General features: G+C 68.1%; 21 protein-coding genes. 14 read left to right on the forward strand and 7 right to left on the reverse strand.

Translation table 11 applies throughout. The features are described 5' to 3' along the window. The first annotated feature begins 10 nt into the window (after positions 1 to 10). From SLQ33_RS11805 to SLQ33_RS11815, 3 genes are read left to right on the forward strand one after another with little or no spacing between them, the layout of a single operon-like run. Positions 11 to 943, forward strand: coding sequence for a transglutaminase family protein (locus tag SLQ33_RS11805; protein WP_319454024.1), 933 nt, complete (start codon positions 11 to 13; stop codon positions 941 to 943). Further along, complete coding sequence (locus tag SLQ33_RS11810; RefSeq protein ID WP_319454025.1) at positions 936 to 1982, forward strand: putative zinc-binding metallopeptidase; 1047 nt, start codon at positions 936 to 938, stop codon at positions 1980 to 1982. Before SLQ33_RS11805 ends, SLQ33_RS11810 begins: the two co-directional genes overlap by 8 nt. A gap of 46 nt (positions 1983 to 2028) precedes the next feature. Continuing rightward, positions 2029 to 2307 (forward strand): DUF4333 domain-containing protein, encoded by a 279-nt coding sequence (locus tag SLQ33_RS11815; RefSeq protein ID WP_319454026.1) that lies wholly within the window; start codon positions 2029 to 2031, stop codon positions 2305 to 2307. 9 nt (positions 2308 to 2316) lie between these two features. On the opposite strand, the gene SLQ33_RS11820 is transcribed toward SLQ33_RS11815, so the two are convergent. The 3 genes from SLQ33_RS11820 to SLQ33_RS11830 are packed head-to-tail and all read right to left on the reverse strand — an operon-like array spanning position 2317 to position 4438. Beyond that, on the reverse strand, positions 2317 to 3093 hold the full coding sequence (locus SLQ33_RS11820; RefSeq protein WP_319454027.1) for an SDR family oxidoreductase: 777 nt from the start codon (positions 3091 to 3093) through the stop codon (positions 2317 to 2319). Further along, complete coding sequence (locus SLQ33_RS11825) at positions 3090 to 3578, reverse strand: nuclear transport factor 2 family protein (protein WP_319454028.1); 489 nt, start codon at positions 3576 to 3578, stop codon at positions 3090 to 3092. The genes SLQ33_RS11820 and SLQ33_RS11825 overlap by 4 nt, the downstream gene beginning before the upstream one ends. Then, positions 3575 to 4438: an LLM class F420-dependent oxidoreductase gene (locus SLQ33_RS11830; RefSeq protein ID WP_319454029.1), complete on the reverse strand. Its 864-nt coding sequence runs from the start codon at positions 4436 to 4438 to the stop codon at positions 3575 to 3577. Before SLQ33_RS11830 ends, SLQ33_RS11825 begins: the two co-directional genes overlap by 4 nt. A 105-nt stretch (positions 4439 to 4543) precedes the next feature. Here SLQ33_RS11830 and SLQ33_RS11835 point away from each other — a divergent pair, with 105 nt between their 5' ends. Beyond that, positions 4544 to 5200 (forward strand): IclR family transcriptional regulator, encoded by a 657-nt coding sequence (locus SLQ33_RS11835; RefSeq protein ID WP_319454354.1) that lies wholly within the window; start codon positions 4544 to 4546, stop codon positions 5198 to 5200. Positions 5201 to 5233: 33 nt separating this feature from the next. After that, complete coding sequence (locus SLQ33_RS11840; protein WP_319454030.1) at positions 5234 to 5548, forward strand: hypothetical protein; 315 nt, start codon at positions 5234 to 5236, stop codon at positions 5546 to 5548. Positions 5549 to 5555: 7 nt separating this feature from the next. Here SLQ33_RS11840 and SLQ33_RS11845 read toward each other — a convergent pair whose 3' ends face one another. Beyond that, positions 5556 to 6371 (reverse strand): SDR family NAD(P)-dependent oxidoreductase, encoded by an 816-nt coding sequence (locus SLQ33_RS11845; RefSeq protein WP_413467643.1) that lies wholly within the window; start codon positions 6369 to 6371, stop codon positions 5556 to 5558. Between the two features lie 72 nt (positions 6372 to 6443). On the opposite strand from SLQ33_RS11845, the gene SLQ33_RS11850 reads away from it, so the two are divergent. After that, complete coding sequence (locus tag SLQ33_RS11850; protein ID WP_319454031.1) at positions 6444 to 7043, forward strand: TetR family transcriptional regulator; 600 nt, start codon at positions 6444 to 6446, stop codon at positions 7041 to 7043. 29 nt (positions 7044 to 7072) lie between these two features. Further along, the gene (locus tag SLQ33_RS11855; protein WP_319454032.1) at positions 7073 to 7915 is read left to right on the forward strand and encodes a DUF3097 domain-containing protein; all 843 of its coding nucleotides are present in this window, start codon (positions 7073 to 7075) and stop codon (positions 7913 to 7915) included. 6 nt (positions 7916 to 7921) lie between these two features. Here SLQ33_RS11855 and SLQ33_RS11860 read toward each other — a convergent pair whose 3' ends face one another. Next, positions 7922 to 8497 carry a hypothetical protein gene (locus SLQ33_RS11860; RefSeq protein WP_319454033.1) on the reverse strand — a complete coding sequence of 192 codons (576 nt, stop codon included), beginning with the start codon at positions 8495 to 8497 and terminating at the stop codon, positions 7922 to 7924. A gap of 99 nt (positions 8498 to 8596) precedes the next feature. Between SLQ33_RS11860 and SLQ33_RS11865 the strand changes: the two genes are divergently transcribed. The 5 genes from SLQ33_RS11865 (at position 8597) to SLQ33_RS11885 (ending at position 11783) form a co-directional block, all read left to right on the forward strand. After that, positions 8597 to 9097 (forward strand): TM2 domain-containing protein, encoded by a 501-nt coding sequence (locus SLQ33_RS11865; protein ID WP_319454034.1) that lies wholly within the window; start codon positions 8597 to 8599, stop codon positions 9095 to 9097. Positions 9098 to 9125: 28 nt separating this feature from the next. Beyond that, on the forward strand, positions 9126 to 10454 hold the full coding sequence (locus SLQ33_RS11870; RefSeq protein WP_413467635.1) for a replication-associated recombination protein A: 1329 nt from the start codon (positions 9126 to 9128) through the stop codon (positions 10452 to 10454). Between the two features lie 104 nt (positions 10455 to 10558). Then, positions 10559 to 10915, forward strand: coding sequence for a metalloregulator ArsR/SmtB family transcription factor (locus tag SLQ33_RS11875; protein ID WP_319454035.1), 357 nt, complete (start codon positions 10559 to 10561; stop codon positions 10913 to 10915). Continuing rightward, positions 10912 to 11388, forward strand: coding sequence for an SRPBCC family protein (locus SLQ33_RS11880; protein ID WP_319454036.1), 477 nt, complete (start codon positions 10912 to 10914; stop codon positions 11386 to 11388). Before SLQ33_RS11875 ends, SLQ33_RS11880 begins: the two co-directional genes overlap by 4 nt. After that, positions 11388 to 11783 (forward strand): VOC family protein, encoded by a 396-nt coding sequence (locus SLQ33_RS11885; RefSeq protein WP_319454037.1) that lies wholly within the window; start codon positions 11388 to 11390, stop codon positions 11781 to 11783. The genes SLQ33_RS11880 and SLQ33_RS11885 overlap by 1 nt, the downstream gene beginning before the upstream one ends. Before the next feature lie 6 nt (positions 11784 to 11789). Here SLQ33_RS11885 and SLQ33_RS11890 read toward each other — a convergent pair whose 3' ends face one another. Continuing rightward, positions 11790 to 12101 carry a GlsB/YeaQ/YmgE family stress response membrane protein gene (locus tag SLQ33_RS11890; RefSeq protein ID WP_319454357.1) on the reverse strand — a complete coding sequence of 104 codons (312 nt, stop codon included), beginning with the start codon at positions 12099 to 12101 and terminating at the stop codon, positions 11790 to 11792. Between the two features lie 153 nt (positions 12102 to 12254). Beyond that, positions 12255 to 12875 (reverse strand): antibiotic biosynthesis monooxygenase, encoded by a 621-nt coding sequence (locus SLQ33_RS11895; protein ID WP_319454038.1) that lies wholly within the window; start codon positions 12873 to 12875, stop codon positions 12255 to 12257. Between the two features lie 106 nt (positions 12876 to 12981). Between SLQ33_RS11895 and SLQ33_RS11900 the strand changes: the two genes are divergently transcribed. Then, positions 12982 to 13383, forward strand: a complete 402-nt coding sequence (locus SLQ33_RS11900; RefSeq protein WP_319454039.1) for a secondary thiamine-phosphate synthase enzyme YjbQ — start codon at positions 12982 to 12984, stop codon at positions 13381 to 13383. 82 nt (positions 13384 to 13465) lie between these two features. Beyond that, positions 13466 to 16162: an alanine--tRNA ligase gene (alaS, locus tag SLQ33_RS11905; protein ID WP_319454358.1), complete on the forward strand. Its 2697-nt coding sequence runs from the start codon at positions 13466 to 13468 to the stop codon at positions 16160 to 16162. Position 16163: the final 1 nt, after the last annotated feature.

Here is a 16163-nt window from a genome sequence, read left to right on the forward strand (position 1 = left end):
GCGCAGCGACATGGGGAGTAGCTCAGACGGCCCGACCTTCGCCCCATCCGGCCGCAGCTACGAGGTCACCCACCGCACGGTGTACCGGTACTCCGACGAGGTCACCAGCTCCTACGGCCGGGGCTTTCTGACGCCTCGCGACTCCGCCCGGCAACGCTGCCTCTTGCACGAACTCGTCATCGAACCCGAGGCGGCCGACAGTTCCACCAGCCGCGACGGGTACGGCAACATCAGTTCGTACTTTCACGTGACCGAGCGTCATCGCACGCTGACCATCACCAGTCACTCGATCGTCGAAGTCGATGCCCCGCCCCCGGAGCTCTACGCCAGCGGCTCGGCGCTGGCGCCGTGGGAGATCGCCCGCCCGGTGGGTCCGGACGGCGCACTGGCTACCGAGTTCGTGCTCGACCTGCAACCTCCCGAGCTCACCGACGAGTTACGCGCTTACGCCGCACCGAGTTTCGAACCCGAGCGCCCCCTGATCGACGTGCTGCGAGACCTCAATTCGCGCATCCACTCCGACTTCACCTACCGATCGGGGTCGACGACGGTGTCGACCAAGGTCAGCGAGGTGCTGGCAGATGGCGAAGGTGTCTGCCAGGACTTCGCACGTTTGGCGATCGCCTGTCTGCGCGCGAACGGCCTTGCCGCAAGCTATGTTTCGGGCTATCTGGCGACCGATCCGCCGCCGGGCCGGGAGCGGATGGTGGGCGTCGACGCAACGCATGCGTGGGCCTCGGTGTGGACGCCGCAGAACCAGTGGCTCGGGCTGGATCCGACCAATGATCAGCTGGTCGACGATCGCTACGTGGTCGTCGGCTTCGGGCGTGACTACGCCGATGTGCCACCGCTGCGCGGAATCATCTACACCGACTCGGAGAGTAGCGTCATCGACGTGGCAGTCGACGTGGCGCCATTCGACGGAGGTGTCCTGCGTGCGTGACTTCAACTGCCCCAACTGTGGTCAGCGGCTGTCATTCGAGAACTCGGTGTGCCTCTCCTGCCGGAGCAGGCTTGGTTTCTCGCTCGCCGACACCGCGCTTCTCGTCATCGCCCCAGGCGACGAAAGCGAACACGCGGGCGCGGTGGACGAGAGCGCGTACCGACTTTGCGCGAATCTGCACATCGCCGAGTGCAACTGGCTCGTCGAGAGGGGTCCGGTCGTGCGGCTGTGCGCCTCGTGTGCCTTGACCCGCACCCGCCCGAGCGACACCGATCCGAAGGCCATGGCCGCCTTCGCCGCCGCGGAGAAGGCCAAGCGCCGGTTGATCGCCGAGCTCCAAGAGCTCAAGTTGCCGATCGTCGGTCGCGACGTCGACACGCAGTACGGCTTGGCATTCGACTTGCTCTCCAGCGATCGCGAAAAGGTCCTCACCGGGCACCACAACGGTGTCATCACACTGGATCTCGCCGAGGGCGACGACGTGCACCGCGAGCAGCTACGCATCGCCATGGCCGAGCCGTACCGCACGCTGCTCGGCCACTTCCGCCACGAGATCGGGCACTACTACTTCTATCGGCTGATAGACCCGTCGCCCGACTACACGCAACGCTTCACCGAGCTCTTCGGCTATCCCAACGCGGACTATCAGGCCGCGCTGAACCGCCACTACAACGAAGGCGCGCCCGCGGGCTGGGAGAAAACCTTCGTCTCCTCGTATGCCAGCATGCATCCCGCCGAGGACTGGGCGGAGACGTTCGCGCACTACCTGCACATCCGCGACACGCTCGACACCTCAGCGGCATTCGGGTTCGCGCCGGCGGGTGCCACGTTCGACCGCCGCTCGCTCGGGCCCAGCGGCTTCGACACCATCATCGAGCTATGGCTGCCACTCGCATGGGGGCTGAACATGGTCAATCGGTCGATGGGCAAAGACGACATCTACCCGTTCGTGTTGCCGCCCGCGGTGCTCGAGAAGATGCGTTTCGTGCACACGATCATCGACGAATTGGCCCAGCACTTGACCTTTAGCAAACCGTAGAGCACCATCTCGGCTTGTGATGCGAACTCGAGTTGTCCGTGTTGGTGTGGCTGTGTTCATCGCCCTGGTCGGTCTGCAGCTCGCAGCTTGCGGCTCGACGATCAAGCCCGACGGAGCCGCGCAGGCCGTCGTCGACCTGGTGTCGGAGAAGACCGATTTCAAGCCCGAGGACGTCAAGTGCCCGGAGGGCATCGACGCGAAGGTCGGCGTGACGTTCGACTGCAACTTCACCGGGCCGGACGGCGACTACGTCGCTCACATGAAGATCGAGAAGATCGAGGGTGAGCAGGTGCTGTTCGACATCAACACCGAGCTCGCCAAGTAGCGCTTCAGCTCAGTTGTCCAGGTCGGGGGCCCAGGCCACGCCGTTGATGTGGCCGCCGCCGTCGACGAACAGTGTGTTGCCCGTCAGGTAGCGCGAGCCTTCACCGGCCAGGAACACTGCCACCGGTGCGATGTCGTCGTACGGATCGCCCATGCGGCCCATCGGGTTTGCCGCATCGGCCATTGCCTCGAGTTCGGGGTACTCGCCGATCGCCCGAAAGAACGCCTGGCTCTTCGCCGCTGGGCACATCGCGTTGACGGTCACCCCCGTGGGCGCCCATTCGCGCGCCGCGGTCCGGGTCAGCGCCCGCAGCGCCTCCTTGGCGGCGTTGTACTCGAGCGAACCCACGTGGGCGTTGACGCCGTTGAGGCTGCACATGTTGATCACCCGCCCCCAGCCGCGCTGCTTCATGTGGGGAAAGGCCGCCCGCATCGCCCAGAACGGCCCGTAGTACCCGACGGCGACGCCGGCGGCCACCTGCTCGTCGGTCTTGTGCTCCACCCGGCCGAGCCCGCCGCCGCCCCACGCGTTGTTCACCAGGACGTCGAGCGACCCGTATTCGGAAATGGCCGCCGCGACGGCCGACTCGACCTGCTGGCGCTCGGCGACGTTGGTGGAGACGAACATTCCCGACACCTCGTCGGCGACGGCGCGACCGGCGGCCTCGTCCAATTCGGCCACCACCACCCGGGCGCCCTCGTCGGCGAACCGTCGCGCGATGCCCGCACCGATGCCGGCGCCTGCGCCGGTCACCAGGGCGACCTTGCCGTCCAGCGCTCCGTTCATCGGGCCAGCCCCGCGACGCCCTCGGACAGCAGCTGCCGCGCCTCGACGCCACCGTCGAGGGCGCGGGTAGTGCGGTGGACGATCTGCCATCGCCCGTCTCGGCGCTGCAGCCGGAAGTGGTTCGCTCCGGCCCGCCATACGTGAAAACCCTTGGTCGCCTTGACGAACAGTGCGGATTCGCACACCGCGACGGCGTCGTCCCCGTCGACGGTCACCACGACCGGACCGAGGAAGTGACTGCACCCGCGGCCGATCAAGCTCTGATGGGCATCCGAGTGGACCATCGCCGCGACGTCGTCGCGACTGCGCATCGGCCAGCCCTCCACGTCGTAGGTGCCGTCGACGGCCCAGAGGTCGGCGGTCGCGTCGGCCTCACCGGCATCCACAAGGGGCCCGTAGGAGGCGATCATCCGCTCGATCGCGCGCTCGTCCTCGATCTTGCGCAGCCGTTCCTCGAGCTCGGCGATCCTGTCGTCGGTCGTCATCCCGGCTCCCCTTCGTCGTCGGCCAGGGCACGCAGGGCGCCCAATTGTTCGCAGTAGTGGGCGGGGGAGTCCGCGGCGACGGCACAGGTGGCCAACGTCGCCCCGACGTTGGCTAGCGAGTCGAGGCGGCGGCGCGTCTCGTCGGGCGCACCGGTCGGGTCGAGCGGACCGCAGGGTAGCACCACGTCGAAACCCGGTGGAATATCAACGGCAGCAAGCATTCTCGCGAGCTCCGAGGCGGCCAATCCAAACGGGATCCAGCCGTGCGCGAGTTCGACGGCGCGCCGCAGTGACCGCATGGTGCGCCCGCCCACCCAGATCGGCACCGGATCTTGGACGGCGCAGGGTTCCATCACCACGTCGTCGTAGGAGTAGTACTCGCCGGAGTAGGCGGGCCGGTTCGTCGAGAACGACGCCCGCAGCGCGCGCAGCGCGTCGTCGGCCCGCGCCCCCCGATCGGAGAAGGGCGCGCCGAGCAGCTCGAACTCGGCCTCAAGAGAGCCGACGCCGACGCCGAGCACCAGGCGCCCGCCGCTGACCCGGTCGAGGGTGCCGTACCGCTTGGCGAGCTCCAGTGGATGGTGATAGCCGAGCACCACCACGGCGGTGGCGAGCCGGATGCGCGTCGTCCGGGCGGCCAGAAACGCCAGTGTCGCAACGGGATCCCAGTAGGTGGCGCCGCGCCCAGCCGCGTCGGCGACGGGGACGACGACGTGTTCGGGGCACGTCAGGTAGTCGAATCCGAGCTCGTCGGCGGTCCTGGCGATGCGGGCGACGTCCTCGATGTCACCTCCGCGTTCCCAGTCCGACATGGCACCTGGCAGTTGCATGACCACGGGCGTGGACAGTCCGATCCGCACGCCGCGGTTATAGCGCGGGCGACGGCGCCGTGGGTCTTGCGTCCCGATGATCGGGACCGGTAGCTTGGTAGAACCAATTCTCGTTGAGTGGGGTGCGCGGTGACGATGGTCGACAGGTTCACCTCGATCATCGACGTGTTCGACGACACCACGACGGGGCTGAGCCTCGATCAGGTCGCCACGCGTGCCGAGCTCCCGCGGTCGACCACCCATCGGATCCTCGATCACCTGGTGCGGCTGCACTGGTTGCGGCACTCCGAAGGCGGTTATGGCCTTGGTGCGCGGGCGATTTCGTGGGGTGCGGGTGACGCCGCAGACCTGCGACTGCGCGAGGCCGCGGCTCCCGTACTCCATCAGCTGTACGTCCAGACCGGAGCCGTCGCGCACCTCGGCGTGCTCGCAGGCGCGGCAGGCGGATACGAGCTCGTTCACCTCGACAAACTCGGCGGGCCCTCGGCGGACCGCGTGCCGACGGCGGTCGGGACGCGTGCGCCCGCGCATCGGCTGGCATTGGGGCTGGCCGTGCTCGCGGTGCTTCCGCCGGAGGCCGTGGTGGGCGTGCCGGACGTCGAGCTACACCGTGTGCGCAGGGCCGGGGGGCTGGTGCGGCGCGGGGATTACGCCCGCGGGCTGGCGTCGGTGGCGGCGGCGATCGATACGCGCGCGGCGGTGGGAATCGTCATGCCCGACAACGGCTCCGGCGAGCGGTACCTGCCATTGGTGATCGACGCGGCCAAGCGGATTCGTCGCGAACTCGGTTGATCACGTAGCTGGCGGTCGACTACGCTCGCGGCCATGGGGCGGGCATACGAGCGAACGTACGAGGCGCCGCATTACCGAGTGTGGGATGCGCTGATGGCGACGATCACCGACCTCGGCTACCTGGACGTGACCCCGAATCTCCCTGCCGAGAGCATCACGTACCGCACCGGCGCGTCCCTCTCGACGTGGCGTGGACAGCAGATGACCGCGATCGTGCGCGACCAGGGCGGGTCAACCCTCGTCTCGTTGAGCGGACACGCGGCCGGCTCGCAGCTGGTCTCGTGGGGTGAGACGACGCGGCTCGCCAACAAGGTGCTCAACCGCCTCGACCAACGGATGGCCGGCTAGCGGTCTCTCAATCTGGACCGATCAGCTGCTGCATGAAGCGGTGCGTGCCGAGCACGACCTTGGCCCGGTCGGGGTCGTTGCGCCGCACCACGTCACCGATGTTTCCGCCCGCGACGTACACAGGGCCGTTGGGCAGCTGCTCGAGACCCTCGCGGGCGACGTCGGCCGGTTCGGCCACCCGAAGCCCCGGCACGTCGAAGTTGAGTCCGACCCGTTCCATCGCGGGCGTGCGGGTGACGCCGAGCACCAACTCGAGCACGTGGACGTCGTAGTCACGCAGTTCCAGCCACAGGCTCTCGGCGAATATCCGCCCGAATGCCTTGACGCCCCCGTACACGGTGTGTCGCATCGAGCCGAGGTAGCCCGCCATCGAGCCGACCAGCAGGATGCCGCCGCGGCGCCGGTCGCGCATCGGCCGACCGAAGTGCTGGACCAGCGCCATCATCGCCGTCACGTTGAGCTCGACCACCCGACCGAAGTCCGTGAGCGCGCCGTCGAGGAAGCGCTCGCTGCAGGTGTTGGCGCCCGCGTTGTATATCAGCAGCCCGACCTCGAGCTCCGCGGTCGCCGCGGCGATGGCGGACACGCTGTCGGCCTCGACGAGATCGATTGTGAGAGTGCGTACTTCGACACCGAGTGCACGACACGACTCGGCGGTCTCGGCCAGCGGCCCGGACTTGCGGGCGACGAGCACCAGGTTCAGCCCGGCGTGCGCGAGCTGCCGAGCGAACTCCGCGCCGACGCCCTCCGACCCGCCCGCGACGACCGCCCAGGGTCCGTAGGAATCGAGCTTCGTCACCGGCCGATCGTGGCGCACCGCCATCCCGGGCGCTGGGTCCGTCCCGCTCATCGGTACAACACCTGCGTCGCGCGCTCTGGTGCCGATACTCGTGTGATGGCGCGAATCGGTGAGCGGCGGCCTCCTGCGCTGCCGTCGACCAGCGACCAGCACGCTCGCCGGGCGGCCATCCTCGCCGCCGCCGCGCGGCTGGGGCGCGTCAAGCAGCTCGACAGGATCGGGGCGCAGGAGATCGCCGCGGAGGCGGGTGTCGCGCTGCGCACGTTGTACCGCTACTACCCGTCGAAGTACCACGTCTTCGCCGCCGTGCTCGGCGCGCAGATCGAACACCTCGAGGCTCCGGAAGGGCGGCCGGGCGACCCGGCGGGGGCGGTGGCCGAGCTCATGGCCGACGCGTGTCGTAACATGCTGCGCCACAATCATCTTGCGCATGCCATGATCACCTCGACGCAGGTGGTGCGGGCGCAATCGGCGGCCACCGGTGACCACGCCGTGCGCGACCTGATCCTCGCCACCGCGGGCGTCGCACGGCCCACCGACCAACAGGTCCGGATCGCCCGGTTGGTCGAGCAGGTGACCTTCGGCGTGCTGACGTGGACGGTGGGCGGCGAGCTCGACGTCGACCAGGCCGTCGCCGACGTCACCGTGGCCTGTCGATCACTGATCGGTCACGGGTTCGGCGCGGCGAGCGACTAGGTCCGTCGATCGTTCCTAGGATTCCCGGCGTGACTGATCGATACGGCTCCGACGTGCTGGCCCGAGATCCACACGGCGCCAGGCGCCCCCGATCCACCGAGCGTCCCGTCGAACTCGGCCTGGTGGTCGAGGACGCGCAGACCGGCTACGTGGGAGCGGTGGTCCGCGTCGAGTACGGCCGCATGGAGCTCGAGGACCGCAACGGGCGCCGCCGCCCGTTCCCGGTCGGCCCCGGCTACCTCATCGACGGAAAGCCGGTGATCCTCACCCCGCCAAGAGGGCCTGCCCCGGCCGCGCCGACGAGGACCGCATCGGGATCGGTGGCCGTCACGGGGGCGAAGGCCCGCGTGGCCTTGCCGAGCCGCATCTACGTTGAAGGCCGTCACGACGCCGAGCTCGTGGAGCAGGTCTGGGGCCACGATCTGCGCATCGAGGGCGTCGTCGTCGAATACCTCGGTGGCGTCGACGATCTCGCCGACGTCGTCGCCGACTTCCGCCCGGACGGCAAGCGGCGCCTCGGTGTGCTCGTCGATCACCTGGTCAAGGGTTCCAAGGAGGCGCGCATCGCCGAGGCCGTGCGCCGCGGACCCGGCGGCGCCCACACGCTGGTGGTGGGGCACCCGTTCGTCGACATCTGGGCCGCGGTCAAACCCGGTCGGCTCGGGCTGGCGAAGTGGCCGGTCGTGCCGCGCAGCGTCGAATGGAAGCACGGCGTATGCGAGGCGTTGCGCTGGCCGCACGGGAGCCAGGCCGACATCGCGGCGGCGTGGCGGCGCATTCGCTCGACTGTGCGGGACTGGAACGATCTGGAGCCCGCGCTCATCGGACGAGTCGAGGAGCTCATCGACTTCGTGACGACGCCGGACGGATAGCGGCCTTCAGCTGTCCAGGAAGGCCGTGCCTCGCGGCGAGATCCGGTATCCCACATCGAGACTGATCGTTAGGCCGAGCCCCTTGAGTTGACGGACGCGGCGCTTGAACCGCGCGGTCTCCTGGCCCTCGGCGGCAGCCAGATCTGGGGCGCGCACCCCCTCGTTGGCGGCGATCAGGTCCAGGTATCGCCTTGTCCATGGTCCGTCGGAACTCGCGGCGTCCCAACGGTTCAGGCTGGCCGAGATCGCCGCGAGCTCGGCGGCCGTCAATCGATCCGCGGCCGCAAGGGCATGCCGTTCGTCTGGCGCGACGTACGAGACGGCGATGATGTACGTGTGTGCGGCGGGTCGTCGATCCAGTTCGGCCTGCGCCGATTTGGCGTCCGGGTAGCCGGCCGCGATCGCCTGTGCGTGGGTGACCCGGTAGTCGGCCGGGTGCTCGGTCACGCGGTCGATGCGGATGGTGCCCGCGGGAGTGCGTTGCGTGCCACCGGCCGTCGCCCGCGGCGCATCCCATCGACGCAACACCGTCGTGACGTGGCCCGCCGCGATGCCCGCCGAGGTGATCTGGTTGATCAGCACGCCTCCATCGTGGCCGATGTCGGGTGAAATCCTGTGAATTCTGACCACGCCGGTCGCCGGGGGTGGACTCCGACGTCGGAATAGGCAACCATCCCTGGCATGACAGAGCCTCAATCCGGTGCGGAGCAGCCGCCAACCTACGGCACGGAACAGCCGCCTGCGTTCGGCGCAGACCAACCGTTGCCACCGCCAGTCGACCCGTACGGCGCCCCGCCGGCGAATTACGGGCCCCCGCCGAACTACGAGCCGGCTCCCGGCTACGGTGGCCCGCCGCCCGGGTACGGCCCGCCGCCACCGTCGTACGGCATGCCGCCGCAGTACGCCGGTAGCCCCTACCCGCAGCCAGGAGCGCCGTTCGGCGTCGACGCCTACGGGCGCCCGCTGTCGGACAAGAGCAAGCTGACGGCCGGCCTGCTGCAGCTGTTCGTCGGCGGCTTCGGCGTCGGCAGGTTCTACTTGGGCTACACCAACATCGGTGTTGCGCAGCTGATCGTGACGCTCGTGACGTGCGGCATCGGCTCGATCTGGGGGTTGATCGACGCCATCATGATCCTCACCAACAAGGTGCCGGACTCGGATGGGCGCACGCTGCGCGAGTGACGTCGGCGCGGCGTGGTAAGCCTGAACCGTGTCTGACAGCCTGTTCGACTTCGACGGGGACTCCGGCCGGGGCGAGCCAAGCGCTCCACCTGCGGGGGCACCGCTGGCCGTCAAGATGCGGCCGGCCAGCCTCGACGAGGTAGTCGGACAGGACCACCTGCTGCGCCCCGGTTCGCCGTTGCGCCGGCTCGTCGACGGCTCGGGAGCGGCCTCCGTCATCCTGTACGGCCCGCCGGGCACCGGCAAGACCACGCTCGCGTCGTTGATCTCAAATGCGACGGGCCGACGCTTCGAGGCGTTGTCGGCGCTGTCGGCCGGGGTCAAGGAGGTGCGCGCCGTCATCGACCTGGCCCGTCGCTCGGCCGCGCACGGACAGCAGACGGTGCTGTTCATCGACGAGGTGCATCGGTTCTCCAAGACCCAGCAGGATGCGCTGCTTGCGGCCGTCGAGAACCGCATCGTGCTGTTGGTGGCCGCGACCACCGAGAACCCGTCGTTCTCCGTCGTCGCTCCGCTGCTGTCGCGCTCGCTGATCCTGCAACTGCAGCCGTTGGCGCCTGAGGACATCCGCGCAGTCGTCGAGCGCGCCGTCGCCGACCCGCGCGGCTTGGGCGGCGCCGTCCACGTCGACTCCGAGGCCGTCGACCTCTTGGTTCAGCTCGCCGCGGGCGATGCGCGTCGCGCGTTGACGGCGCTCGAGGTCGCCAGTGAGGCCACCGACGCCGTGACGGTCGAGGCGGTCGAGCAATCGCTCGACAAGGCGGCGGTCCGCTACGACCGCGACGGCGATCAGCACTACGACGTCATCAGCGCGTTCATCAAGTCGGTGCGCGGCTCCGACGTCGATGCCGCGCTGCACTACTTGGCGCGCATGTTGACGGCGGGGGAGGACCCCCGGTTCGTCGCGCGGCGGCTGGTCATCCTCGCCAGCGAAGACGTGGGCATGGCCGACCCCATGGCGCTGCCGACCGCGGTCGCCGCCGCCCAGACGGTGGCCCTCATCGGGATGCCCGAGGCACAGCTGACGTTGGCGCACGCCACGGTGCACCTCGCCACTGCGCCCAAGTCGAATGCGGTGACCGCCGCGCTGTCGGCCGCGATGGCCGACATCAAGGCGGGCAAGGCCGGGCTGGTGCCGGCACATCTGAGGGACGGCCACTACTCGGGTGCGGCCGCCCTCGGCAACGCGCAAGGCTACAAGTATCCCCACGACGACATCGATGGTGTTGTGCCGCAACAGTATTCGCCAGACGACCTCGTCGGCGTCGACTACTATCGGCCGACCGGTCACGGAGCCGAACGCGAGCTCGCCACGCGGCTGGACAAGTTGCGCGCCATCATTCGACGCAAGTCCTGACACCCCGCCCCGATTCGTCGGGTCGGAGGCAGCTCTTGACACCCGCGACGACTGCTCCTACCTTGGTAGTCAATCAATTGGTTGATCAAAGAGGAGATTGACAATTGAGAAGTGATGACGATGTGGCGACTGGGCTGGACCGCGCCTTCCTGGCGCTGGCCGACCCGGTTCGGCGAGCGATCGTGGCGCGGTTGTCACGGGGCCCGGCGACGGTCAACGAGTTGGCTGAGCCGTTCGCCATCACGAAGCAAGCGGTGTCCAAGCACATTTCGGTGCTCGAGCAGGCGGGGTTGGTGACGCGTAGCCGCGACGCTCAACGCAGGCCCGTGCACCTCGACGCGGCGGCCCTGGAGAAGCTCACCTCCTGGATCGACCGGTACCGGTTGGACGCCGAACGCAACTACCGCCGGCTCGATGACCTGCTGGCGGCGATGACCGAGAAAAAGGGGAAGACAGAATGACGAACGCACTGCACCTGACCGCGCCTGTCGACACGCTGGCGATGGAGTTCACCCGCGAGTTCGCGGCACCGAGGGACGCGCTGTTCCGCGCGCATGCCGAGCCGGACCTCGTCAAGCAGTGGCTGGGGCCCGCTCGCAACGAGATGTCCATCGAGCGTTGGGACTTCCGCACCGGCGGCGGCTACCGCTACCTGCATCTGGGTCCCGACGGCGACGAGTACTGGTTCAACGGTGTCTTTCACCGGGTGCGGGAGAACGACTTCATCATCCAGACCTTCGAATTCGAAGGTGCGCCCGACATGGTGAACATCGAGTACATGTGGTTCGAGGACCTCGGCTCTGGCCGGAGTCGGCTGCGGGGCCGCTCCATCTGCCCGAACACCGAAGCACGCGACGGCCTGCTCGAGTCCGGCATGGAAGGTGGCATGACGGAGGGTTACGAGCGGCTCGACGCGTTGCTGGTGTCCGTCTGATGGATTGGACGCTCGAGGTGGTCGTGGTCCCGGTCGCGGACGTCGACCGGGCCATCGCCTTCTACCGCGACCAGGTCGGCTTCCGCCTCGATCACGACACCCGCGGCGGGCCGATGAGGTTCGCGCAACTGACGCCGCGCGGTTCGGGTTGTTCCATCGTGCTGTCGGACCCACCACCGATGCCTGCAGGCTCGCTGCGCGGGCTGCAACTCGTCGTCTCCGACGCCCACGCCGCCCGCGATCACCTCGTCGCACATGGCGTTGCCGTCGGTGACGTCAACGTCCTCGACGACCGCGATGGGGGCACGATGCTCGAGTTCGCCGATCCCGACGGCAACGCATGGGTGGTGCAGCAAATCGCGGCGCGGGGCGGAACGCCGTTGCTGCCCAGCTGATTTGGGTTAGCGGAAGAGCCCCGACCGGCGGCGGCCGCCCATAACACCGGTGCGACGACGGCCCATTGTCCCGGACACCAGGGCGACGCCCACCGCGGCCACCGCGATCTGCACGAAGAGTTCTAGCCAGTCGATCCCGTTGGTGGCGGTCGGGATTCCGAGCGCGCGGGAGAGCACGGTACCCAGGAAGGCCCCGACGATGCCGACCAGAACGGTGAGCAGCATTGAAATGTTCTGCTTGCCGGGCAGGACGAGTCGGGCGAGCACGCCGACTATTGCGCCGACGATGATGGCAATGATGATGCCCGTAAACGTGATGGTCATGTCTTCCTCCAGGGATGTGTAGTGGGAGAGCAATACCCTGGGTGGACCGATATAAACGTGGCCGTCAACGTACGGGCGCGCCGTAAGTCACCACTGCGCGGCGACCTAGCGGCGCAGCAGTTCCGGAGCAAGGAACAATCGCTGTGGTCAGGCCATCTCGGGTACGCGTAGGTGGGCCAGCACCAGGTCGAATTCGCCTTCGTCGACCTCGCTGGCACCCGCCTTGCGGATGGACTCGACCTTGAGTGCGGTCGCCTGGGACCGGTTGTTCTCCATGGCGTCGCGGTTCCGGAACGACACCGAGGACACTCCGCGTCCCGATGCAGGGTCGATCAGCAGGCTGGCGCTGCAGAATCCGTCCAAGTGCTCGACCTGTGGCAGCACCGCGGTGCGGAAGTACTCGACGCCCGCCTCCATCTCGTCGGCTGGCAGCGTTACCCACGTGGCCCGCACGCATGCACCGTTGTCGGAGCTGCGCTGACGGTGCAGAACGGCGATCTCCCACGCTTCAACCGTCGCGCTGCCGCCGAACGTAGCCGCGGCCTGATCGCGAACCGGTCCAATACTCTCGGCGCTCGCACGCTGGGCCTCGTCGGACTCCCACGCGCTGGTGGCAATGCAGCGGCCGGTTTGCCGGTTGACCATCAGCGAAAGGCCCACGTAGCCAGGCATGTCCTGGAGCGCTGGCATTACCTCATCGCGAACGTACGCAATTCCGGCGTCGATGGACGACGGTTGCGCGGAAATAGTGGTAGTTCGTGCGTACACGATCCACCCCCTGTCGGGTTCGGGGCGGCGCCCCGGTGGCGCCACCGGCATCCCTTACTGTCCTCCGCCGGGTTTGCCGAGGCAATGCCTCGTAGGCTTGGAAATCATGGACACCGAACTAGTCGACGTCGACACCGCGCGACGTCGGACCGTCGACCTGACCGATGCGGTCAGGGCGTTCTGTGCCGATCGCGGCGACGGGTTGTGCAACGTGTTCGTCCCGCACGCGACGGCGGGCGTGGCCATCCTCGAGACTGGCGCCGGTTCGGATCACGACCTCGTCGACGCGCTCGAGCGGCTGCTGCCCCGCGACGACCGCTATCGCCATGCGCACGGTTCCCCGGGCCACGGAGCTGATCACGTCCTGCCCGCGCTCGTCGCGCCGTCGGTGACGGTGCCGGTGCAGGGCGGCGCCCCGCTGCTGGGCACGTGGCAGAGCGTCGTCCTCGTCGATCTCAACGGCGACAATCCCCGGCGGTCGGTGCGGCTGAGCTTCCTCGGCGGCTGAACCGCGCCCTGTCGGACCCGCCACTACCGACCGGTACTGTAAACCGGTCGAGAAACTCCCAGCATTGAAGGACGAACAGCACGTGCAGACACACGAGATCAGGAAGCGCTTCCTCGATCACTACGTGAAGGCAGGACACACCGAAGTGCCCAGCGCATCGGTGATCCTCGACGACCCAAATCTGCTGTTCGTCAACGCCGGCATGGTGCAGTTCGTCCCGTTCTTCCTCGGCCAGCGCACTCCGCCCTGGGACCGCGCGGTGAGCATCCAGAAGTGCATCCGGACGCCAGACATCGACGAGGTCGGCATCACCACCCGACACAACACCTTCTTTCAGATGGCGGGCAACTTCTCGTTCGGTGACTACTTCAAGAAGGGCGCCATCGAGTTCGCCTGGACCCTGCTGACCAATCCGCAGGACCAGGGCGGCTACGGATTCGACCCCGAGAAGCTCTGGGCCACCGTGTATCTCGACGATGACGAGGCCATCGCGCTGTGGCGGGAAGTTGCGGGACTGCCGCTCGAGCGCATCCAGCGCCGCGGCATGGCCGACAACTACTGGTCGATGGGCATCCCCGGCCCGTGCGGACCGTCGTCGGAGATCTACGTCGACCGCGGGCCCGAGTATGGCGTCGACGGCGGCCCGGAGGCCAACGAGGACCGCTACATCGAGATCTGGAATCTCGTCTTCATGCAGAACGAGCGCGGCCAGGGGACCAGCAAGTCCGACTTCGAGATCCTTGGGCCGCTGCCGCGCAAGAACATCGACACCGGCATGGGTGTCGAGCGGGTGGCGTGCCTCCTGCAGGACGTGGACAACGTCTACGAGACGGACCTAATGCGGCCCGTCATCGACCTCGTCGCAGGCATCGCGCCGCGCGGATACGGCGTGGGCAATCACGAGGACGACGTGCGTTACCGCGTCATCGCCGACCACATCCGGACGGCGGCCATCATCATCGGCGACGGCGTCAGCCCCGGCAACGACGGGCGCGGCTACGTGCTGCGCCGCCTGCTCCGGCGCGTCATCCGGTCGGCCAAGCTGCTCGGCATCGACACCCCGATCGTCGGCGAGCTCATGGTGTGCGTGCGCGATGCGATGGGCCCGTCGTACCCCGAACTCGTCACCGACTTCGACCGCATCCAGCGCATCGCCGTCGCGGAGGAGACCGCGTTCAACCGCACCCTGGCTTCGGGCTCGCGGCTGTTCGAGGACGCCGCCGAGGCGACCAGATCGTCTGGTACAACGGTGCTTTCGGGCACCGACGCGTTCACGCTGCACGATACCTACGGCTTTCCCATCGAACTGACGCTTGAGATGGCGGCCGAGGCCGGCCTGTCCGTCGACGAAGAGGGCTTCCGCGGTCTGATGACCGAGCAGCGGCAACGGGCCAAGGCCGACGCCGCCGCACGCAAGCACGCCCACGCCGACCTCACCGCGTACCGCGACCTCGTCGACGCGGGGCCAACCGAGTTCACCGGCTTCGACGAACTCACCACCGAGGCACGGATTCTCGGCATCTTCGTGGATGGCAAGCGGGTGCCCGTCGTTGCACACGGTGGCGAGGCCGCGGAGGCGGACCGCGTCGAGTTGGTGCTCGACCGCACGCCGCTCTACGCCGAGTCCGGTGGCCAGATCGCCGATGTCGGCACGATCAGCGGCACCGGTTCCAGCATGGCGGCCAAGGCTGCCGTGACCGACGTGCAGAAGATCGCCAAGACCCTGTTCGTGCATCGCGTCAACGTCGAATCCGGAGAGTTCGTGGAGGGCGACACCGTGACCGCGGCCGTCGACCCGAAGTGGCGGCGCGGGGCGACGCAGGGCCACTCGGGTACGCACATGGTGCACGCGGCGCTGCGACAGATATTGGGGCCCAACGCCGTTCAGGCAGGTTCGCTGAACCGTCCAGGGTATCTGCGGTTCGACTTCAACTGGCAGGGCGCGCTCAGCGAAGAGCAGCGCAACGAGATCGAAGTCGTCAGCAATGAAGCGGTCGAGGCCGACTTCGCGGTCAACACGTTCAACACGAAGCTCGACAAGGCCAAGGCCATGGGCGCCATGGCGCTGTTCGGCGAGGCCTATCCCGACGAGGTGCGGGTCGTCGAGATCGGCGGACCATTCTCGCTCGAGCTGTGCGGCGGTACGCACGTGCACAACTCGGCCCAGATAGGCCCGATCACCATTCTCGGCGAGGCGTCGGTGGGCTCGGGCGTGCGACGCGTCGAGGCGTACGTCGGACTGGACTCCTTCAAACACCTGGCCAAGGAGCGCGCGCTCATGGCGGGCCTGGCCTCGTCGCTGAAGGTCCCGTCCGAGGAGGTGCCGGCCCGCGTGGCCAATCTGGTGGAGCGCCTGCGCACCGCCGAGAAGGAACTCGATCGCGTCCGACTGGCTAACGCGCGGGCGGCCGCAACGAATGCGGCCGCAGGTGCCGAGCTGGTGGGTAGGGTTCGTCTGGTGGCACAGCGGATGGCCGGCGGCATCACGGCGGCGGATCTCCGTAGCCTCGTCGGTGACGTCCGCGGCAAGCTCGGCGCCGACCCGGCCGTCGTCGCTCTGATCGCCGAAGGGGAGGGCGATACGGTGCCGTTCGTGGTGGCCGTCAACGACGCCGCTCGTGAGCTCGGGCTCTCGGCCAACGACCTGGTGAAGGCGCTCGGCGCACCGGTGAACGGACGAGGCGGGGGCAAGGCCGAACTCGCGCAGGGCTCGGGTAGCGACGCTGGCGGCATCGACGCCGCGTTGGCCGCGGTACGCGCAGAGGTTCAACGGAGCTGAC

The organism is Mycobacterium sp. RTGN6, assembly GCF_033804605.1.
Lineage (GTDB): Bacteria > Actinomycetota > Actinomycetes > Mycobacteriales > Mycobacteriaceae > Mycobacterium.